This is a genomic window from Paenibacillus oryzisoli (genome assembly GCF_050467285.1).
GTDB lineage: Bacteria > Bacillota > Bacilli > Paenibacillales > NBRC-103111 > Paenibacillus_E > Paenibacillus_E oryzisoli_A.
On the sequence record NZ_JBCMUN010000009.1, the window covers coordinates 309,589 to 331,856 of the forward strand.

17 protein-coding genes are annotated in these 22,268 nt (G+C 51.2%); all 17 read right to left on the bottom strand.

Translation table 11 applies throughout. From position 1 onward, the window contains the following. Positions 1 to 18: 18 nt before the first annotated feature. Positions 19 to 612: a YdeI/OmpD-associated family protein gene (locus ABE504_RS16760; protein ID WP_430090754.1), complete on the bottom strand. Its 594-nt coding sequence runs from the start codon at positions 610 to 612 to the stop codon at positions 19 to 21. A gap of 19 nt (positions 613 to 631) precedes the next feature. Then, the gene (locus ABE504_RS16765) at positions 632 to 2,887 is read right to left on the bottom strand and encodes an ATP-binding cassette domain-containing protein (RefSeq protein ID WP_430090756.1); all 2,256 of its coding nucleotides are present in this window, start codon (positions 2,885 to 2,887) and stop codon (positions 632 to 634) included. Positions 2,888 to 2,973: 86 nt separating this feature from the next. Then, positions 2,974 to 3,687 carry a hypothetical protein gene (locus ABE504_RS16770; RefSeq protein ID WP_430090758.1) on the bottom strand — a complete coding sequence of 238 codons (714 nt, stop codon included), beginning with the start codon at positions 3,685 to 3,687 and terminating at the stop codon, positions 2,974 to 2,976. Between the two features lie 174 nt (positions 3,688 to 3,861). Further along, positions 3,862 to 4,776, bottom strand: coding sequence for a DMT family transporter (locus ABE504_RS16775; RefSeq protein WP_430090760.1), 915 nt, complete (start codon positions 4,774 to 4,776; stop codon positions 3,862 to 3,864). An 88-nt stretch (positions 4,777 to 4,864) separates the two neighbouring features. Next, on the bottom strand, positions 4,865 to 5,860 hold the full coding sequence (locus ABE504_RS16780; RefSeq protein WP_430090763.1) for a hypothetical protein: 996 nt from the start codon (positions 5,858 to 5,860) through the stop codon (positions 4,865 to 4,867). 294 nt (positions 5,861 to 6,154) lie between these two features. Continuing rightward, complete coding sequence (locus ABE504_RS16785) at positions 6,155 to 7,234, bottom strand: acyltransferase domain-containing protein (protein ID WP_430090765.1); 1,080 nt, start codon at positions 7,232 to 7,234, stop codon at positions 6,155 to 6,157. An 87-nt stretch (positions 7,235 to 7,321) separates the two neighbouring features. Beyond that, positions 7,322 to 7,666: a DUF2294 domain-containing protein gene (locus ABE504_RS16790; protein ID WP_430090768.1), complete on the bottom strand. Its 345-nt coding sequence runs from the start codon at positions 7,664 to 7,666 to the stop codon at positions 7,322 to 7,324. Between the two features lie 16 nt (positions 7,667 to 7,682). Next, entirely contained in the window at positions 7,683 to 8,882 is a 1,200-nt protein-coding gene (locus ABE504_RS16795; RefSeq protein WP_430090771.1) for a macrolide family glycosyltransferase, read from the bottom strand. Between the two features lie 120 nt (positions 8,883 to 9,002). Continuing rightward, positions 9,003 to 10,166: a serine hydrolase domain-containing protein gene (locus ABE504_RS16800; RefSeq protein WP_430090774.1), complete on the bottom strand. Its 1,164-nt coding sequence runs from the start codon at positions 10,164 to 10,166 to the stop codon at positions 9,003 to 9,005. A gap of 43 nt (positions 10,167 to 10,209) precedes the next feature. Then, positions 10,210 to 11,316: a glycoside hydrolase family 88 protein gene (locus ABE504_RS16805; protein WP_430090778.1), complete on the bottom strand. Its 1,107-nt coding sequence runs from the start codon at positions 11,314 to 11,316 to the stop codon at positions 10,210 to 10,212. 91 nt (positions 11,317 to 11,407) lie between these two features. Continuing rightward, the gene (locus ABE504_RS16810) at positions 11,408 to 13,264 is read right to left on the bottom strand and encodes a heparinase II/III domain-containing protein (RefSeq protein ID WP_430090781.1); all 1,857 of its coding nucleotides are present in this window, start codon (positions 13,262 to 13,264) and stop codon (positions 11,408 to 11,410) included. A 12-nt stretch (positions 13,265 to 13,276) separates the two neighbouring features. Then, a complete protein-coding gene (locus ABE504_RS16815; protein ID WP_430090784.1) occupies positions 13,277 to 15,499 on the bottom strand; it encodes an AraC family transcriptional regulator in 2,223 nt (740 codons plus the stop codon). 58 nt (positions 15,500 to 15,557) lie between these two features. Further along, positions 15,558 to 17,162: an extracellular solute-binding protein gene (locus ABE504_RS16820; protein ID WP_430090787.1), complete on the bottom strand. Its 1,605-nt coding sequence runs from the start codon at positions 17,160 to 17,162 to the stop codon at positions 15,558 to 15,560. A 52-nt stretch (positions 17,163 to 17,214) separates the two neighbouring features. Next, positions 17,215 to 18,093, bottom strand: coding sequence for a carbohydrate ABC transporter permease (locus ABE504_RS16825; RefSeq protein ID WP_430090790.1), 879 nt, complete (start codon positions 18,091 to 18,093; stop codon positions 17,215 to 17,217). Between the two features lie 15 nt (positions 18,094 to 18,108). After that, positions 18,109 to 19,005 carry an ABC transporter permease gene (locus ABE504_RS16830; protein WP_430090793.1) on the bottom strand — a complete coding sequence of 299 codons (897 nt, stop codon included), beginning with the start codon at positions 19,003 to 19,005 and terminating at the stop codon, positions 18,109 to 18,111. A gap of 177 nt (positions 19,006 to 19,182) precedes the next feature. After that, the gene (locus tag ABE504_RS16835) at positions 19,183 to 20,265 is read right to left on the bottom strand and encodes a glycoside hydrolase family 172 protein (protein ID WP_430090796.1); all 1,083 of its coding nucleotides are present in this window, start codon (positions 20,263 to 20,265) and stop codon (positions 19,183 to 19,185) included. 21 nt (positions 20,266 to 20,286) lie between these two features. Beyond that, positions 20,287 to 22,248, bottom strand: a complete 1,962-nt coding sequence (locus ABE504_RS16840; RefSeq protein WP_430090799.1) for a beta-galactosidase trimerization domain-containing protein — start codon at positions 22,246 to 22,248, stop codon at positions 20,287 to 20,289. Positions 22,249 to 22,268: the final 20 nt, after the last annotated feature.

Here is a 22,268-nt window from a genome sequence, read left to right on the forward strand (position 1 = left end):
CAAGCATCCTCAATGAAACTAATCCTGCAGTCCTTTCCCCTCGAGAATGTGCTGCATATATTTTTCAACTCTTGACACGCGGGTTTTCGATTGCTTGGGTTCAGCGAAATACAGCAGATACGCTCTCTGCCGGCCTGGCGTCAATGCTTCAAAAGCAGTCTTCAAGGCAGGCATTTCATCCAGCTTCTGTTGAAACTCTTCCGATACCGTGAATTCTGTACTCTTTTTGAAATTCACTTCCAGACCGGCTTTTTCAACTTCAATCGCTTCATGAATATAATCTTTCAAAATAGGCTCCATCGCGATGATTTCCTGCACGTTGGTAAACCGGATTTGGCGCGCCGCCTGCACATTCTCTGTTTGCTGAATCAGAATGCCGTGGGGATCGCGCAGCAAGGCGCCTTTGTGGAACAAAAGCGCGCAGTATTCTTTAAATCCATGGATGAGCACAATGTTTTTATTCTCGAATGTGTAACAAGGATGCATCCATTTGAAGTCTTCGGTCAACTCGCAGTCAAGCACGATGCTCCGCAGCTTCTCGTATTCGACCTTCCAGGTTTTGGCTTTGTTTAGAAAGCCATCAACCTTAGGGCTCGTTTTACTCGCTGTCATCCTGAACTCCTCTCTGTCATTACCTCAAATATTTCCCTGTGATCGAAAGCTCTGCATGAATGATCTGCGAAGGTGTGCCCTCGAAAACGACTTGCCCGCCCTTGCTGCCTCCGTCCGGTCCCATATCGATGATCCAATCCGCGTGGCTGATCACCTCAAGGTTGTGCTCAATGACGATCACCGTGTTGCCGGCATCCACAAGGCGGTTCATGATTTCAAGAAGATGACCGATGTCGGACATATGCAGACCGGTCGTCGGCTCGTCCATCACGTAGATGCTGCCCTTCTTGTGCAGCTCGCTGGCCAGCTTAATGCGCTGACATTCCCCGCCAGAGAGTGTGCTGAGCGGCTGGCCGAGTGTAATATAGTTCAACCCCACATCGCTCATCGCCTGGAGCTTGCGTACAACCTCTTTCAGCTCAAAAAATTCCAACGCCTGCTCCACCGTCATCTCCAACACTTCGGCAATCGACTTGCCGTTCAGCTTGTACGCGAGCACCTCTTCCTTGAACCGTCTGCCTCCGCATACTTCGCATGGCAGCTTTACGCTGTCGAGGAAAGCAAGGTCGGCATAGACAACACCAAGTCCCTGGCAGTTGTCGCAAGCTCCCTTGGAGTTGAAGCTGAACAAGCCCGGGCTTACCTTATTCGCGGCAGCAAACGCCTTGCGCACATCATCCATAATGCCCGTGTAGGTTGCGGGATTCGAGCGAGTAGATACGCCTATCGCGGATTGATCAATGACGATTGCATCTGCATGCTGGCTGAGGAACACTTCGTTAATCAGCGTACTTTTGCCAGAGCCGGCGACGCCTGTTACGACGGTCAGCACCCCGGTCGGAATATCGACACTCACGTTCCGCAGATTATGAAGCTGGGCATCCTTGATGGACAGCTTGCCAGATGGCTGTCTGCAATCAGGCTTCAGCTGAAGCGGCCGCTTCATATGAGTGCCAGTCAGTGTTCCCGCCTCCAGCAAACCTTGGAAGCTTCCCTCGTACACGATCGTACCGCCGCGGCTGCCGGCGTAAGGTCCGACATCCACGATATGATCCGCCACCTTGATCACATCGGGATCATGCTCGACGACAATGACGGTATTGCCCTTGTCGCGCAGCTTTTGCAGCAATTCATTCAACCGGTGTACATCGCGGGGGTGGAGGCCAACGCTGGGCTCATCGAAAATGTAAGTGACATCCACCAGACTGCCGCTCAGGTGTTTCACCATCTTGACGCGCTGCGACTCGCCCCCTGACAACGTATCCGTCTCACGGTCCAGCGTCAAATAGTCAAGACCGATATCTACCAGATGCTGCAGCCGCTCTGTCAGTGCCTTCACAATCGGCGCTGCGATCGGGTCGTCAATTTCCCGTACGACGCGGATGAGCTCGCCGACCTCCATGGAGGACAGCTCCGCAATGTTGCGTCCCTGGATCCTGCAATTGAGCGCAGCCCTGCTAAGTCTTGCCCCGCGGCAGCTGGAGCAAGGCCCTTCGGTGATGTACGGGGCAACAGCTCGCTGCGTGCGCTCCGACATCGTCTTCACATCCCGCTTGATATATTTGTTCGTGAACTTCTCGATGATGCCTTCCACCGTTATATTGATGGGCTTCCCGGCGAATTCCACCTCTACTTTCCTCGCCTTGCCATACAGCAGCTGCTCCAGTTCCTCATCCGAATAATTGCTCAGCTTCTTATCGGGATCGAAGGAACCCGACTGCACAATCATTGTCCAATCGAAGCTGCTCACGGCATAATCCGGCAGCATAATCGCGCCTTCATTCAACGACTTGGACTTGTCCACCGCCTTGCTCATGTCGACGCCCAGCCTGCGGCCGAGCCCGCTGCATTCAGGACACATCCCCTGCGGATCGTTAAATGAGAACATGTTGGCACCGCCGATCGCAGGCTGACCTACGCGGGAAAAGAGAAGTCGGAGAATCGGAGAAATATCGGTAATCGTCCCCATCGTGGAATGGGAACCGCCGCCCAGCCGCTTCTGATCAACAATGACGGCCATGCTCAAGTTCTCAATCGCGTCCGTATCCGGCTGCGGATAGCGAGGCAGGAAATTGCGGACGAACATACTGAAATTCTCATTCAGCAATCGGGTGGATTCTGCGGCGATCGTATCGAAGACGATCGATGATTTGCCGGATCCGGATACCCCGGTGAAGATCGTGATCTTTCGCTTGGGAATGCGTAGGGAAACGTTCTTGAGATTGTTCTCCCGCGCACCCGAGATGACGATATACGCCTGATTCGATTCGCTCATGCTTAACATCCTTCCGAAAGTGTTAAAATTTGCTTATTCTATTGCCATTATAGCATTCATGTGCGTGCAGGCGTATACCGTCGTTATTATGACTGCTTGATAATCGTATCCGACGAAGAAAGCTTGAACCAGACGGGCCCGAGCCACGAATCGACGCGATACCAGTCCTGCCATACCTCATTTACATTTACTTTTTGAGGACTCAACGAAGCGCCCGTTTCTAGACCCGAAGGTGAACGAAGCAATTTCGTCTCACTTTGGAGCTGTACCTCTAACTTCACTTCCTTTACGCCATATAGAGCTTCGTATCGCGGAGCGATCCACCTGTCGCCGTTCGGTGTATCAATTAAATAACGGTTCCCCCATGTTGACTTCACTTTGACGGTTTGTGGAGCTAATTGAATCCAGGTTGGCTTTGTAAGCCCCGGATCGTAATATAATGGCTCCACTCCGATTAATTCCAGATTTGATTGTGCAGCAGCAGGCTCCCCCAGGGCTGCATTGAATGGCATTATCCACACGTTGCCAAGCCATGAAGAGATCTGATAAATCGGGACAACATATCCTTCCCCATGCCCTACTCTTCTTTTGCTTGTCTTAAGGATCTCAACTGTTTGGGGGCCAAGTATTCCGACCGTAGTCCCGTCATCGCCGAGCAATGGTGTGTCTTCAAAAATTGTAATCGTATTGGCTTTTACCGTGTTCGCATCCGTCGACATGGCAAAGGAAGGGCGTTCGCCCCAGCCTAACGTTCCTACGCCTAGTGCCAGCGTTATCACAAGCATTCGTTTCTTTTTCATGTTCAGCACGCATCTCCCGTCATGATAAATGACTATCCATCATGTTGAACGCAAGATTGAGCGGAAAGGTTGCGCGTGTTCAAGGACGATTCCAAACCATTCAAAAAACAAAAAAACTGCATAGACATCGCTGTCTATGCAGTGCCGATCCGCTTGCCTTGTGCTTCCCTTGCATCAAGCGCCCTTGACATCGAGCCCAGCTTTCGGTTCATGCGGCAGCCGCCGCTTCATATTGGTAATCGCAACGCCTGCAAGGATTAGAATACCCCCGCCAAGCTGCGCCAGCAGGATCGGGTCGCCAAGTACAAAATGGCTGACGATAATGGCAATGAAAGGCGGAATGTTCATAAACATGGCGCTCATGGATGCCCCGGCGACGGCGATACCTTGATTCCACCAGAAGCCGGCAAGTCCCTGACCGATGACAGCCACACAGATGAGGAGCACCCATGTGAACAGCCGATGACTGGCATGCAGATCGCCATTCAGCGCTTCAACCGCGACGGCTGGCGACATGAGCAAGGTGCCAATTACGGTAGAGTAGATGGTCACCTCGTACGATGTCATCGCCGCTGTCAGCTTCCGAATGAACAGCAGACTGATCGACATGCCGAGCATTGCGGCAAGCAAGTAGACGTCGCCGTGGGAAATGCCCAACTTTTTGCCGCCGTACAGCACAATACAGATGACGCCGATAAGCGCCACGATCGCACCGACCAGCTTCTGCCCCGTAATGATCTCCTTGAGGAAGATCCGTGAAAGGAGTGTCGTCGCGATCGGCGCCAGGGCAATAATTAATGCCGCGTTGCCTGCGGTCGACTCCTTCAGACCGGTAAAATAAAACAACTGGTTGATCAGTGTGCCGGTAATGCCGGCCATCAACAGCAGGCCCCACTCTCGTTTCTTAGGCCATCTCATCGACTTATTGATTACCGCTACCGTAATAAGAAAGAGCGACATCACAACCAATCGCGCAAAAGAAAGAAAAATCGGCGAGAAATCGCGCAGCATATATGCGCTCGCCACATAGTTGCCTCCCCAGAGTAAGGAGACGCCCCATAATTTCAACATAACACTTCGATCTAACATTTCCTTGTGTTCTCCTTGATGTCTGGCTTTATGATCTCCTTATTGTAAAGCCAGCCACGTTCAGAGACAAGCTTATCTTTTATCCTCTTTATTCAAACACGCTGTCCGGTACATAATAAATCTTTTGCGTATTCGTTTTATTCTCGGGGTCTGTCACAATGGTAAAGTAAACGTTACTGTTTTTAGTCTGAACGCCTTCAATCTCATGTGTCCCAACATTCGTAATACTGACAAGGGTTTTATAAGCTCCCGTGTTGGACATTTTGGCAATCTGCGGCGTATCGCCTTCCGCACCGCCGGACGTGTAGATTTTCGTACTGCTGAGCATATCGAGCCCTTGGAACGAACTGTTCGGCCTGATAATATCGGTGCCGGACTGTGTGAAGGTGTAGACACATGCGCTTTTGGCCGCTGTACTGTTCAGCTGAACCAGCTCGTTACTGTCAAGCAGTTGGTTCAAAGCAACCGTATCGTAAATGGACCAGGTAACCGTGCCCTCTTCGGTCTGTACACGGAAAATGGTATAGTCACTGTTGCCGCCGCCATCGACACGGTATGTCTTCCCTAAGCTTGTGCCGGTCTTGTTCGCATAGTTCAGGTAGGTGAACCTATGTAGATCTGTATAATCATAGGTCGCACCAGCCGAGTATTGAAGCCTTGCCACTTGAAGAGACCAGTAATAGGGCGTTGTGTCATCCGCTTTTGAGCTAAAATAAAAATAATTGACGCCATTGTACGTGTACATATCGAGCGTTTGGCAATGGCCGGCATTGGTGATCTTCATCTCGTCAACATAGGTTGCATCGCTCCCGTTGATCAGCAATCTCGACAGATAGCACGTTCCCCCAGATCGCTGGGTGACGTACACATATGTGGAGGCAATGTACGCTTTCTGAACGGCGACGTTGTGATTGAGCCCTTTGAGGTTGTAGGCGAGCGTTGCAGATGCATTCACCGTCTTCTCAGGCGTTGCCGCCAATGCAGGCAAAGCTGCGATCAGAAACAGGAGAAGCGCAAGGGAAACGGATGCGAGCCATTGCAATTGTTTTCTCCTAAAGCTGCGCAATGCTGGAATTTGAACCATATCGATTCCTCCTTTGTCATGCAAAGATGTTCATCTTGATTCAATACGTTCCTTGCTGCTGGCCTTTCAGCCGAGCCGGCGCCTCCCTCCTATGCCGGAAGCGTCCATGTGAACAAAATAAAAACCCGAACAAAGGGACAGGCTCGCAAGCGAGCGCATCACATTGTTCGGGTGATCTCATGGACTCCAACCGTCACATCGTATTCAGTTAATGGCATTATGTAAGCGCTTATCTCGCGATTACATGTTCATGCTAACAGGTCGTTTTGCGGAAGTCAAGGAATATTTGGCCGTCTATTTGGATGGGCGGATCGGAATATATCCATTCATGACAGATAGACTTTTGTTATTCTTGAGATACTGATACACCGATTCTTGGAGGCTGCTTTTTCGCGGCAATTTCTCCAAATCAGGGTCCGTCGTTCTGAATACAAAGAACAAGAAAGATGTACTTCTTACGGCCCCGGTGACGAGTGTAAACAGGGAAGCAAATTTATTGATATTGCTGTCGGCACTCAACATTTCTTTGAATTGCGGGGCGAGCAGCCATGAATCGCAGATGAAAGCCTTGTACGTATAATCGCTGAAATAGGTTTGATAGAACGTCAAAGCCTGTTCGAACGACTCCTTGCATTTCTCCACGTCCAACGGTTCGTAGCCCGGTATATGTACATCCAGAACATAATCGTTTTCATCCAAAAAGAGTTCGTAATCCGATTTGGCAATCGTCACATCTTGCTTGATCATCACACCGTCTTGCAGCACGCAATTTGAAAGGATGGCCTCGTCTGTTTCCTTTACGTGGGCCGTAAACTGCGCTGTGCCGGATGAAGCGGCAAACCCTTCCTCGTCAAATTCCGAGAAATCATTCGGGATAATGACCGTTTCACCGGTTAATTTATGCGTATACACGCGAGCTTTCAAATAATTTCTCTTATAAATAAATTGCAAACGCCCTACTCTGAAAATTTCATTTTTGAAATGGATTTTCAACCAGCGAAGCTCTTCAAATCCATCTTTGTGGTTCCGATCTTTATACCCGCGAATCCACAAGTTCACGTCGAGGAACGTATGAACCAGGATCTCCCTTGGCAGCTGATGTTTCTTGTAAAACGCGAGAACGTCATCGAATCTGTCCAACAGTACGATCAGCGGGAAAAAGTTGGCTCCTTGCAAGTGACTCGCCACATTGGCTTTCACTTCATCGGATAAATCATGAAGGTTCTCTACAAAAATTTGATGCCGCGCAATGGCCAGCTGCTCTTTCAAAAACTCCGAGTTCTGAATCTCGTCAAAGCATCGGAGAATCAAATCCAAATTATATGGATCAATCTGCAAATATTCGTTGATTTTAATGATATAGGCCCTATCCATGCGTGATTCCTCCTGATTGATCTTACTTGATAGGTAACTCTATTCGAACATACAGGATAATCAGGGGCTCGTCAAATGATTTGAGTTTTAATTCGATATTTTATCTTCGAAAAGGAATACGGACATCGCAATGTCATCTTCAACGTTAATATCCGAAAAAAGATGGAGAAGTTTCGAATTCATATAAGCTTCCAAATCCTTTTTAAAATGCGTCGGGTACACTTTCTGCACCATTTTCGTCCGGGCGGCATGTACCATATTCCTGCCCTCTTCTTCAAGGGCCAAAAACTTTTCGGTAGGCGTCAGATTGCCATGTAAAATGGTGATGGCCATATTGTTTACAAAAGTCGTATGGATGCGTTCCGGACCTTTCCCGAATAAATCTTTGCGAACCTTTCTAATAATTTCGTTAAATCCGGTTTCTTTCTTCATGCCGGGCGCCCTCGCTTTATTTGTCTGATTTACAAAACTCGAAAATTTCATCAACGGCTTGACGGGCACCGCCTGATTGTTGAAAGGACGCTTGCAGCCTGGAGGCGGCTTGCTCGAAACTGGCCCGGCCCAGCACATAGTCTGCAGCTTCGCGGAGTTGATTCGCGGTTAAGCCGTTCATCTGTAAGACGATACCTGCGCCAAGATCGGCGACTTGCTGCGCAATCACCGGCTGGTCCGCACTTTGCGGGAGGACAAGAAGCGGAACACCGTAATTGAGGCCTTCATGAGTGCTGTTCATGCCGCCATGCGTAATAAATAATTTGGCGTCATGCAGGACATCAATTTGCGGAACATAATGATGGACGATGAAGTTCTCGGGAATGTCCCCTACATCAGCAAGGCGAATTTTATTGCCGATGGACATGACAACCGTATGATCCGTGTTCCCAAAGGCCTCGAAACAAAGCTTATAAAAATCAAGGGCATAGTTAAAGACGGTCCCGAGTGAAATGTAAATAGGGTGTTTTCCTTCAATGGCCGTAAAGTCGAAAGCTCCTGCCGCCAAGCGCGGCGAGAGAGATGGACCTACAAAGTGATAGGAAGCGTCGAATGTCTCGCCATCCGGTTGAAAAGCTTTTGTCGTATACACGATGGTAAACGGCGCAGGATTGCAAAACACCTCGTACGGAGAGCGAATCTCCACATCGTATTTCTCTTTTACCATGGTCGTCAAGCTGTAAAAAGTATCGGTAATCGGTTTGACGATGTCTGCTGGAACCTGTGTATAAAACGATGCCAGCATCTGATCGAAGGATGCCTCCGTCTGTGCAAACGACGTACAAGAATTAATGGCAGGAAGCTTCAGGATTTGAGCCAGCAACCATCCGCAGCCAAACATGGCATCATGAATGATATAATCAAAATGCTCACCTTCGATCTGTTCAAGGACGCTCGGGATCACAATGTCAGCCGTGAGCAAAAGACCGTTGACTCTTTCAAGCACATAATTTCTGCCGCCTGAGATAAACGCTTTGATGAATTTCTGATCGTCAAAAGTCCGGACGAAAGCCCCCGCCTGCTCCAAGCGCTCGCGAAACGCCTCAATACAAAAGTACACAACCTCTTCTCCGCGCGAAACGAGCTCTTGCACAACACCAATTGTTGGATTGATATGTCCTTCGGAGCCTGCATTGATAAATAAGACACGCGCCACTTCGTTTCCCCCTAGTTGAGTTATGACCTCCATTTTACCATATTCACGCATAAAAAAAGTCCCCCGTAACAGGGGGACCTCGTTTGAATGCCACTGCGATCTGTCGTCGAAGATATTGATTTAAGCCAGCGCCCCATACACGACGGACCGGATTCGCGGATGAATGAACGGCTCCTGGCTTGGCAGCAATTGCTGCATATAGACAATCGTAAGCTCTTCCTTCGGATCGATCAATACATAAGAGCCGGCCATGCCCGCCCAGCCGAATTCGCCGATGGAACCATTATTTCCGCCGGCTGCAGGATCCAGCAAAACCCGCACACCCAATCCATAGCCGTAACCACTCATTTGCTGCCAATCAAAGTCCCGAAGCTGCTGTGGGTTCAGATGGTTTGCGGACATCAGCTGGATCGTTTTCGGGCTGAGAATTTGCGTACCGTTCCACTTGCCGCCGTTCGAGAGCATTTGAGCAAAAAAGCTGTAATCTCCGATTGTAGAGAGAAGCCCCGCTCCACCGCTCTCCAGTTTGCAATCCGGTTGGTAACACGTATCCAAGCGGCTTGTAGGGGTCATGATACCGTCTGCTGAACGATTATACATCGTGCAAAGACGATCCCGCATGTCTTCCTTTAAGCGGAAGGATGTATCTTTCATCCCGAGCGGATCAAAAATTTCCTTCTGCACATATTCCCCGAACGTTTGCCCGGAAAGCGCTTCAATCAATGCGGCAAGCACATCATGACTCAAGCCGTACTTCCATCGCGTACCTGGTTCAAACGCTAGAGGTACCGTTGCAAGTGCCTTCACAGCTGTTCGCGTATCCTTGGTTTCCGCCGCGTTTTCCATGATGGCACGCGTTTGCCGTTCCGTCTCCGTATTGTCCCCGCCATACGTCAAACCGGAGGTCATTGTGAATAAATCCTTAATTCGTATCGGACGCACGGCCGAAGCGGTCGTTTTCGCGCCCAGCTCATTGTAGCTGTAAACTTGCGGCGATTGAAACTCGGTTAAATAGTCCCCTAGCGGATCGTTCAAAAGAAAAAGTCCCTTTTCGTAAAGCTTGAGCGCAGCAACGCAAGTAACAACTTTGGTCATGGAATAAATGCGATAGATCGTGTCGGCCGCAATTTCTTTCTTGGATTCCACATCGGCATAGCCCAGGGTTTCCTGATAAAGGATATCTCCCTTGTGCACTACTATACAAGCGCAGCCCGCGGGGCCTTTCTCCAAAAATGTTTTCAAAAGCGGCGTTAACCGCTCTGCCAGACGATGCTTGGTCGTCATTGTTCCAGCTCCTCTCGGAAACTTTATCCATTCTATTATAATCTTAATAAATGCGATGCTGCCAGCCGCACAATTTGGCAATAGCTTCAACATAATAGTAATCTCCGTAAATGAGGGACACGTCGATGAGCGCGGTGCCGCTTCCTGTCGCATGACGCAGGATCGCTTCATGCTCGGGCTGATCCCAGGTTGCATACTGTTCGGTCAACGATTGCAGGATGCGCTCGGCCGCGTCCCGATAGAGCCGCTGCTCCCCGACTGGCACAAGCTCGGCGATTTCAAGCAAGCCGGAAGCGGCGATCGCGGCTGCGGAGCTGTCCCTCGACATACCTTCCAGCGAAGGCAGGCGGAAGTCCCAGTAAGGGACATGATCTTCCGGCAGCGCCGCAATAAAGTAATGAGCGACACGCTTGGCCGTATCCAAAAAGACAGGATTGCGCGTATAGCGATACGTATTCGCAAAGCCGTACAGCGCCCAAGCGTTGCCGCGGCTCCAGGTCGAATCAGGCGCTAAGCCTTGGCCGCCCATGGCTTCCACGAATTCACCAGTCTCCGGGTGGAATGAAATGATATGATTCGACGAACCGTCCTCGCGTATGCCGTGTTTCATCGTTGTTATCGCGTGCATGGAGGCAATATGCGCGTACCTGCGGTCGCCAGTCTCTTCGCTGGCCCAAAACAAAAGCGATATGTTCATCATTGCATCGATGATCGACCATTGATGCCGATCACCGTTCCAGGCGCGGATGAATTGCCCGACGGGATTAAAGCGGCCCGCCAGGAAGTTGGCTGCGGCCAGTCCCCGGCGTTTGGCGTCTTCATCGCCGGTAATGAGATACTTGATGACCGCCGTCGGCAGAAATTGAAAGCCGACATCGTGGTTTAGTTGGTCGGTCGGCCGCACAAACCACGTTTCCAGCTCTTCGTCCCAGCGCCACGCGGCTTCCTTGTAATGCGCTTTGTCGGTCAGATCATGGAGTATCCAGAGAATGCCCGGCCAAAAGCCGGAAGTCCAAAAATCCGTCGACGTATCGTCATATTTACCGTCTTGCCGAGCATAATGCGGGCATCGACTCCCTAATTGCGCCATCATCCGATCGACTTTGGCTTCCAATCGTTTCATGATTCCTTCTTGATCCACAATGCTCATGCTCAATCTCCCTTTCATTTGCGCTAGACACATTCGCTTAAATGACAGCGCTTTCATTCATCGTTATTCAAACGTTGCTCTCGGCCCCCGCCTACCTCCTATTCAAACGGCAGGTGAACACAAACCGACAGCGATACTCGCTCGGTACTTGAGGTGCGTGCAGCCGCAATCGGTACACCGTTACCGGCAATCCGCTATGCATCTTCGTCGCAATCTCTTCGACTTCGGCTGCAAAGCCTGCTGCATCAAAAGCCAGCGTCACACTCCCCTTGCGCCCCGTCCAGGTCGCTTTCCCGCTGTGGACAACAGGCTTATGATAGCTGATGAAATGTTCCGTCACATTCCGTTCGGAAGGTTCCACCTCATCGCCAAAAGTAAAATGATCCGTTAACACTAAATGTCCGGAAGCGTCTTCCACCGTGCATCCCCACTCAAATGTTCTGGTGAACTGCTGAAGCCCCGTCTCCGGCTTATACGCACGAGTCAAATCCAGGTCAAACAGAACGTCATCGCTGCTCGTTTCGCAGCGCTTTACCACAGCGCTATATGCTGCGCCTTCCGCTTGTTCGCAGCCGTTCACGACTGGCACCGAATGGCCTGCCGAACCGTTGTGCAGATGCCGGTACCTCGCCTCGCCAAAATATTCGCGCGTATACTCCCCGCCGCCCAAATCGGCGAGCAGCGTTTCTCCACCCACATGGAGGATGAAATGACCGAGGTCATTATGATTATGCGGCTCGTAATTGTTTCCGCCCTTGGCCGAGAATGCGATCAAGCCCTGCGGAGTTTGCCGCTTCGAGATCAGCCAGCTTGTATCGGGAAAGTAAAAGTTCCCCTCCTCCACAGCGGCATGCAGCAAGCCCGGATCCGTCCACAGCACATTCCTTACCTGATGAGGCCAGCGGTAGCAGTGATCGGCGTGGAAGGACGGAACGCTCGTCATTTCCGGAGGCGCCAGATGAAGCCGATTGCATAATCGACTGAAGAGCCCCGTATGCGGTTGATACGTCGCGTCGCAGTCCGAGTAATTAATGCAGGCATGCTCCGATAAAGCCACAATGCCGGGGAATCGAGCGATCTTTCGGATCTTCTCCCCCTGCAAAACATCGATCGAGCCGCCTGTATACGCGTACAGCATTTCAGCCCAATAGACAAAGTACCCGAAGCCGTAATTCCAGTAGCCGACGCCTTCCGGACAGCAGCCATCTTCGCCATAGCCGGAAAGAAAGCTGTCCATCGCGCGTCCCACGCGGTCCTGCATGCCGGCTAACCGTTCGCGGTCATCGATCAGAAGCAAAGCCGCCATACCAACAGCCCCGCCGCATACAGCGGACCAATTATTGCGCCAAGACAGCCAGCCGAACGACGTAGACCGTTCGAACACAGGCTGAAAGACCCGATGTTCAATCTCCTCCCGCACGCGATAAGCGACCCACGGGTTCAAGCGATCACCGACCAGATACAGCATCTCCGCTAACGCATGGGCGGTTTCCGCAGCAAACAAATCCACTGTTTGATGAATCGGAACTTGTGAGGTGACCACTCCCTCCATCGTATCGGGGAGATGGGCAGGCAGTGCCCAGGCATACTCGTCGCAAATGTCCCACACCAAATTCTCCAGCGTCTCCGTATATCGGCGATTATCGGCTTCCAGCACCGTCGCCAAGGTCAGGGCAAGCAAGCGGCCCCGCCGTTCAAAATACAGCTTCTCGAACTCTTTCCGATTTCCCGTTGCGCTAAAGCGTTGAAAGATCGCGAAGCTTAGTGACGGAACCGGCTCTCGCCTATCCCGCTCCGCTTCCGCTTTGATTTCCTTTATCAACGAAGCAAGATGAGGCGCCTCTAGCAGCATGCGGCATCTATCCGGGGACAGCTCCCCGCCAGCCAAGTTAGTTGGCCTGTGCATAACAGCCAGAATCGCTTCTCTCAGCTGATGAAATGCAATCATCGACAACCACTCCTAGGCCTCCAATTTCTGATACTGCTTTGGCGTCTGGCCATATTTTTCCTTAAAAATGCGTATAAAATGATTCGTGGACTGATAGCCCAGCATCGCTGCGATCTCATTGACCGAATGGTTGTTCTCGCTAAGCAGTTTGGCTGCAGTCTCCAGCTTGCGCCTCGTGACATATTCAATAAACGTGACGCCGGCGCTCTGCTTGAACAGTCTGCTTAAGTAGTTCGGGGTAACGCCGATATGCTCGGCTACAATATCCAGGCTCAGCTCGCCGAACAGATGCTCTTCAATAAACGTCTTGACACGAATATCCAAATCTTGGTCAGGACTGCGTCGTTTCTCTTCTATATATTGAAGCGAGGTCGTCACGACTTGATCCAACCATGTGGAGAACAACTTGATGTTCGGAAAGCTTTTCGCATGATCGCGAATGTCGTAGCCAAACAGCTCCGTGAGGCTGATGCCCATCGATTTCAACGTTTTTCGGATCGTAAAAACAAGCTCAGTCAAAACATTTTGACCGTATTCCTCCGTATAGGTTTCCGACAGCGTATCCTGGAGAATCAACTGCAGCGTCTGCTGCACTTTGGCCTGATCCGCAGCGCGCAGCGCGTCAGCCAAATCGTCCAGTGCTTTAAGCGTCCCGTCACTGGCTTTGCGCGAAGCCGTATGCAGATCTGCATAGCGAAGCACAGCCCGGTCAGGATAAAAATACGCATACCTCGCCGCTTCGCAAGCTTCCCGATGCGAGACCGACAGCGGCGTCTCCGCCACCTTGTAAGAGCTGCCCATACATAGACAGTACATCTGGTCGGTCGCCTGGCGAATCTGTTCGAGCAGATTTGGTTCCAAGCGCTCCGATGCAATAACAGAGCTATTAACAATGCCGTAAATATGCCGATCCTCCGAGACAATCGCCCAAATGCGATAGGCCGGGTCGTGCGGCTGCTCCAGGCGCTCGATAATGCGGTAGGCGGCAGCCACATCGTGCCGGCTGTTGCCGTCCAGGCCGTCCATCGGCTTCACATTGAAGCAGACGAAATGCTCTTCAAGCAGCTGCACATCCAGAAACCGCTGCATATCGGAGACTGGCCGATCTAGGTCCGGTTCACCGGTTCCCGTCAGCAAGTTCATAATGTAGTGATACTTGATGACGGGTTCGTTTTTGGATAATTGATCGTGCAGGTCGTGAATCTGCATCGAATATGCCATCAAGGCATGGCCGATGGGTTGATGCGCTTTTTTAGTCAGCATATAGACAAGCAAAATGCCGATCGCGAGCAGCGCGCCGCCCAGCACATACATAAAATTACGCAAATCGGTGGCTCTTTTATAAAACACACTTTTCTCGACGATCGTGACATAACGCCATTTGTTGATCTCCGATTTCGTCAGGGCGGCCACGGCCTCTTTACCGTTCCACTCGGTATTCAGAATCGGCTTCTCCTCCGTCATCTGGCTCCAATGTTCCCTCAGGGCGAGAAACGCTTGCTCTTCCTCCCCGCTGCCGTTGCTGGAGACCAAATGTCCTTGATCATCGAGGATAAAGGTAAGGCCCTTCACTTGATCCAGCGATTGAGTCAATTTTTTGCGGATGGCGCTTTCCTTCAAATTGATGGCAAACACCGCTTTGCGGTTCTCCAGTGTCGCGAAATAAGGATAGCTGCGGACGTAACTGATCAGCTTCTCATGATCTTCATTGTCCTCGGCCTCAATCGTATACCAGCCGATCTGCGTTTCCGTTTGCTGAAACTCCCTAAGCCATTCGCTGCGGAAGCCCAGCTTGCAGTCCGACTCACTCAGAAAGCAGAAGAACTTGGTGCCGTAAAAAAACACATTGTTATTGCGGTAATACATATCTACCGAATTGGCAAACGTAAGCTCCCCTTCAATCGAGGAAAGGATCGTCACGATATTCGTAAGACTTGAATATTCATTGCGGATATTATGCGTCATCGGATAGAACAACGGCGGCTCGCCGGATGTCGTTTCCGTTAGATTGCGGTTCGCAATCTGAACGGTCGGCTTCAGAAACTGTTCGTCGATCGTACTTCGAATCTGCTTGACCGCTTGAAAGTTAAAGTTCTTCAGTTCCTGGTTATAGGCCGACATTACATATTGAAAGAGAACAACAAGCGGGATAATGCCGAGGACGAGAATGAGCATCAAATTAAAAACAAGCATGCGTGTAAAAAAAGGTGTGCTCTTCCAATTTGGTCGTTGCATTCTCGTCCTCCTTGATGTTGGAAACTGTTGTACCCTTGATTATAACAGCATTGCCTGGTTATTTGCCCAGCATTTTCTGATACTCGGCATTCACATCCTTCTCGATCTGGTCGCCGCCGTTCGCTTTAAATTTCGCAACGAAATCGTCGAAGCTGGAAACCGGGAGCTCGCCAAGAATAATTTTGTAGTACGTTTCGGTAGCGAGCTTATACAAGTCGCCCACATGCTGGGAGTAACTGTCGACGGCCGGCACGATGACTGGCGGATAGCCTGTTGTTTTCTTGGAATCGGCAAAACGGTACAGATCGGAGTCCGCTTTCTTGTCAAAATCCGGATTGTTCATGATGTTAAATACTTGAATGCCTTGCTTGGAAATATCCGCTGTGCTGGCCGCTTGATTCAGAATTTGTACTTTACCGCTTGCATCAACTTTCTTCCAATCCTGACCTTCTTTGCCTCGGAGCACTGTTAAATAGTAGTCATAGTCCGTAAAGGAAGTTTCGAGCATTTTCAAAACGGTTTCGACCTTGCGCGGATCTTTCGCCGCCTTGGTGGAAATGCCGACAGCCGTGCTGTTAACGCCCCATGCCGGCGTACCCGATTTGCCGGTTGGCCCGACGGGCGGCTTGCCGAATACGATTTTACCGTTAGGCTGCGATTTCAGGAAATTCTGATATTGGCTGCCGCCTTTATCGTCGCCGCCGAACAACTCGTTGCGCCATTGATAGAACATGCCGTTCCCCGTCAAGCCGATGCGGTTGTTATAGAACGCCTGGGAATCCGCCCAGTAACCGCCTGTATTCTCGCCGGTCAAGAACTCGGGATCGATTAATTCTTCTTTGTACCATTTATTCAGCAGCGTAAGCGCTTCCTTCATTTCCGGCTGAGTGGCGGCGAATGTCACTTTGCCGTCTTTGATAATATAGTTCGCGTTATAGCCCGGGTAGCCGTAGGCGCCGAGAACGAACGGAATGGAGAAATTGGAAAGCCCGTAGGTATCCTTCTTCCCGTTCTTATCCGGATCGTTATTGCGGAATTTTAGCAGCGCCGCTTCAAACTCATCGAGCGTCTCCGGTATCTTCGTAATCCCTACGTTGTCGAGCCAATCTTGACGCCACAGCACAACGGTCGGATAATCCCCGCTAAGATTGATGCTCGGCAAGCCGTACAGTTTGCCATTGTATTTCACCGAGTTCCACAGGTTTTTATCATATTTGTCAATCGTCGCTGCATAGGTCGGCGCCAATTTGCGGATTGTATCTTCCGGAATCGGAGCCAGGATGCCGTTATCGACGTATTTCGGAATTTGATCGCGGATTTGCAGCACATCCGGCATTTCGCCTGCGGCAAATTTGACGTTCAGTTGATCTTTCCATTTCTGGCTGTCGACGTACCAGACATTGAATTTGGCGTTGAACTTTTGCTCGACCATCTTGAAGAGGTCGGTTTGCGGGTCAGGTTCACCGTACGAGTTGTACGCGAGCCAGTCGATGGTGACAGGCGCCTCCGCTTTTTTCGCTGCGTCTGTTGCCGCTGCTGTGGACTTCGCCGCTTCGGTGGCGGCAGCCTCCTTCGCATCGTCTTTCGAACAAGCCGCCCCCAGAATCGTGAATACCGAAAGTGCGACCATCCCTGCCACGTATCTCTTCTTTTTGAGTGACATGTGAACTCCTCCTTAAGTTTATTATATGCGTTAACTCGGAAATTTCCGAGGACTAACCTTTCACAGAGCCCAGCAAGGTCCCTTTGACGAAATATTTTTGCAAAAAAGGGTAGACGCAAATGATTGGAATGATGGAAACGACCAGGGTTGCCATCTTAATCGCCTGCGTATTCGTCGGCTGGTTCATCATTTCGGTGACGCCCGTCATGGACGGATCGGCGGTGCCGTCAATAATAATTTTGCGTAAAATGAGCTGAAGCACTTGTTTCTTCTCGTTCTGGATATAGAGTAAGGAATCAAACCAAGCATTCCAATGGCCGATGGCCGTATATAAAGCGACGGTTGCCAGAACCGGCATCGACAAAGGAACGACGATTTTCCAAAGAATATACAGATCGTTCGCTCCGTCGATTTTCGCGGATTCTTCCAAGCTCTCGGGCAAAGCAATAATGAAATTGCGCACAAGCAGAAGCAGGAAAGCGCTGACAGCCCCCGGCAGCACCAGGGCCCAGACGGAATTCATGAGTCCGAGATTTTTGATCAGAATGTAGCTGGGAATCAGTCCTCCCGAGAAAAACATCGTGAAAACGATGATACCGGTCCAGAACGGACGGTGCGGCAGCTGCTTCTTCGACAGCGGATACGCGCCAAGAAACGTCAGTACAATAGTGAGCGCCGTTCCCAGCAAAGTTCGAACAATCGTGTTCCAATAGGAAATCCAGATCATTTTTTTATGAAAAACTTGCTGGTAGCCGCTCCAATCAAATTTTGTCGGGATAATATGAAAGCCGTATCGGTTGATGACCTCGACCGGACTCATCGAAATCGTCACGACCTGCATAACGGGCAGAAGGATCGATACGCACAGGCCAATTAATAGTAAATAAACAACGAAGCTAAAGATGCGATCCGATAAGCGTCGTGACTTCAAGGGGCATCCTCCTTTCTAAAAAATCGTGTGGTCGCTGAATTTGCGGGCGATAAAGTTCGCCGTAATCACCATGATGAGGGCGACGACGTTTTTGAACAGTCCGACTGCTGCGGCGTAGCTGTAATTCATTTTGGAAATCCCCTCGACGTACGTATACGTAGAGATCACTTCGCCAACGCTGGAGACGTTCGGATTCAGCAGGTTAAAAATTTGATCGAAATCGTCATTGATGATCGACCCCGACGTCAAAATGATCATGATGACGATGACCGGTGAAATCGAGGGCAGGGTGATGTACCAAATCTTTTGCAAGCGGGAGATGCCGTCCACGTCCCCTGCTTCATACATATCGGGATTGATGCCGGCGATAGCGGCCAAATAGATGATGGCGGAGAACCCGATGCCCTTCCAGATTTCGGTGGAGACGAGCACCGTTCGGAACCAATCCGTGCTGGCCAGAAAGAAGATCGGCTTGAACCCCAGCTGCATCAGCATAATGTTGATCATCCCCCGGCTCGGCGACAAAATCTCGATAAAAATGCCGGACAGCACGATCCACGACAGAAAATAAGGCAAATAACTGATCGTCTGCACGAGCTTCTTAAAGGCCGGTCTCATGACTTCATTAATGAGCAGCGCGAGCACGATGGGCGCCGGGAAACCGAAGATAAGCTTGTAGGCATTGATGATCAGCGTGTTCTTCAGCACGGGAACAAAGTAGAGACCGGAGAACAGTTCGCGAAAATATTTAAAGCCGACAAAGGTGCTGCCGGAGATGCCTTTCAGAATCTTGTAATCTTGAAAGGCCATAAGCACACCGTAGATCGGGGTGTAATGAAACACCGCAAAGTACACGATCACGGGCAGCAGCATGAGAAAAAAATAACGGTTGGCATAATAGCGCCTCAGCAACGTGCACCACTCCTTTCCCTTTTCATTTGGAAAACGCTTTCTTACTCCACGTCCCCCACAATACATGGCTAGGAGGACTTTCTCAATGACTCATTTCTATTGAGATGGCGGAAATCAACACAGATATTCGGTTTCGTTTAAAATGGCGATTTCTTATAAAGTGGTCGTTTTTTAAGGTTAGATGACCTCGAGCTCATCCTTGCCTGGCAGCACCGGGAACGGTTGATGCGGCTTCGTCTGATACCAGAACGCGACTGAAGCGATATCGTCCTGAAGCGGCAAGTACCTGCCTTCCGAGCGCCAGCCTAACGCCTGGATCGTCACTTTGAGATCCTGCTGGAAGCGAATCGGGTCGAGGATATGCCAGCGGTACATGCCGAATCTCATCTGGCTTCGGTACAAACCGTCCGGCTTGATGACCTGATGCATCCCGAGAAACGGCGTCGAATAGATCCCGTATTGCCCCGTTGGATGCTCGAAATTCCAGGCGCCGCCAAAATAGTCCTCCGTCCCGGTCCCGCAAATGGTCGGGAACTCCTCGTCGCCGTCGAGATAGAATTTGATCTCCCCTTCTCCCCACCAACCGGTGTTGTTGACTTGCCAGGCGAGATAGGTGCCGACATAATGACCGGCGCCGGAGACGCCGTCGAGAATGGTGTGCACCGTCTTGTAGGGCAGCGGGTTGCTGCGGCGCCACTGCGCGTGGAAATACGCGGCATTCTCGGGAATTTCCGTTAAGGTATACGTGAACTGATAAAATAACGTAATCGGCTCCAGCGAACGATTCTCTACCGTGATGCGGGCCTTTTGGCGAAACGGCATGACCCAGTAGCTGTTGAAGCCGCCGGCCGGATTAACGGCTACCGGCAGCGAGCTTACATTGCTGCGCTCGCACCAGCCGTTGCAGAAGAAATCGCCGAGGGGAACCTCCACCGAAGGCTGCGCTTCGTCATCCCAGTGCATGCGCAGGATGAGATTGCGCCAGCCCTTGGGATGGCATGTCATCCAGATGTGCTGGATGGCGCCGGGGCCTTGAACGTCAGCCAGCGTGAGCATGCTGCCTGGCGGGACGTCGACCGAGGGGGATACTTTCCAGCCCTGGCCCAGCTCTCTTGCGCATGAGGCTCCGGTACCTTCCGTCGCCATGCCGCCCTTCCCTTTTTCCCCAGTCGGATTCTCGGCGCTGATCGATCTTGTGACCGCATTGGAGATGCGTGTTAAGCTGCCGAGCCCCAGATCTAACCCGTGAAATGCGTTCATACTTCTCTCACCTCGACTATGTTAATGTTGGATCACGACCATCTGATGGCATGTGAGCTCAGGGACCGTACAGGTGACTTTGCCGTCCTCGTAATGGAATGGCATGACGGTCATTTGCGGTGCAAGATAGACAGAAGCTGGCTTCTGCGTGCACTGGACCGTGAGCTGAACGTTCGGCATCGTCGGGAGATCCTCAATCACTTCGATGCCTCTCCCCCTGCGGACCGGCGAGCCGTACAGCAGATGCACGATGCTGCAATTGTGGGGGATTTGCTTCTGCAGCGTTACGATGCCTTGCGAGGGCAGATTCGTCTCAAGGGTTGAATTCGGCAGCAGCCGGTTTAGCGCGAATTGCACGATCTCCCTCTGGATGTAGCTGCCGACCGTCGCATATTCTTCGAAGATCGGCCAGCAGATGTACATGCCCTTTTCGCTTTCTACGATACCAGGCGCCGCTGCTTGCTGGTCGCTTGGAAAATGCTGATGCGAGCAATACGTAAATAAATCGCGATTAAAGTAAGGATTTTCAATGTGGCCCCAGGATTGGCCGCCGGTTCGTGTGACGATTTGTGCCTGGGCATAGAACACAAAGGCTGATTGCCTCTGGGTCTGCAAGGGAAAAGCTGGCTTGATATAGGCCGGTTGGTACGGATTAACCGCTGCCCAGCGAACACCGAGATCCAGCGCAAAATCGTCCCCCCCTTCGCGGAGGCCGGATCGTCCGGTGGCGAGCACCTTCCCGCCTTGCTGGAGGTAAGCGTCCAGCTTGGTTTGCAAACTCTCCGTAATGGCTACATTATCCGGCAAAATCAACACACGATACGGCGTGAAATCGGACGCCAGATCCAAGAAATCGTAGAGATAGTGACACTCTTGTAAAATACGTACAACACCGAGGTCAGAAGGGTTGCTGTGAAAGCCCGTATCCATCGAGGATGCGGCTTCCAAGGAGAGGACGCCGATGTCGGCAACGTTGATGGTGTCCCGGCACCAGGGCTCCTTCAGATCTACTTGCGCGTAGGCTTGGCCGATGAGTGCGTATGTCGCTTCATCTAACTGCCCTTGCGGATGCAGTTGGTCGCCGACGGAGCAGCGTGCGCCATTCGCCAAGCATACCGCCGTTTCGTAGAGCAGAGCGTTCGGATGCTTGTAGCCGCCAAACTCGCCCCAATGGGTATGAAATTTACCTGTCATGCCCAGGAAATCGACGTTTAGGCCCTGAACATACCTTGCCGAGATCGGAAAATGGTCATAACCATACCCACCCGTCGGCAGTGATTCCAGTTCCAGATGCGTGTTCATCGCCATGAAGTCGCGTCTCCCTCGCCGGATATGTCCACCGTTATGGAAAATTGGCAGGTGCGGCTTGATCCGGTGCACAGCTTCGTTCACGCGCCGCGTGTAATTGGCGTACACCCCCTCGCCCAGCTCCCGCACCGCTTCGAGGTCGCGCGGATCTTTCCCGGCCCGGCGCAGGTCAGTGATGCACAGATGGCAGTAGCATTCCTTGACGCCAACAATGTCCAGGAATAAACCGTCCCCGTCGTAATTCGCCACGACTTCCTCAATTTGCGCAACTAAGACGTCCAAATACGGTGAATTCATGCAAAGCAGCCGGTAAAAAGGCTTTAAATACTCCTGCCTCGTGACACTTCGGCCCGTGGCATCCCGAACGAGCCATTCCGGATGGGCTTCCGCCAAGCGCTCATCCAGTCCCGCCGATACATACATCGGCGTCAAGACATCGATCTCATGCGCAGCCTCGATCATCTCCCCCAGTAAATCAAACGTCAGTCCGGGATGCCGTTCATTGACGTGGGTTTCATGGTATGCCCAGCCATGATGGCACTTGGCAAAAACCGTGATGGAATCGACATGACCGAGCCGCAGCATCGCTTGAAATTGCTCTTTGGAGAACTGTCGGCCTATCTCGGGAATAGCTTCAGATGTATGAAAATCCAAGTGAACCTGTCGGAATCGCATGGGAAGCTCCTTTCTTTCTC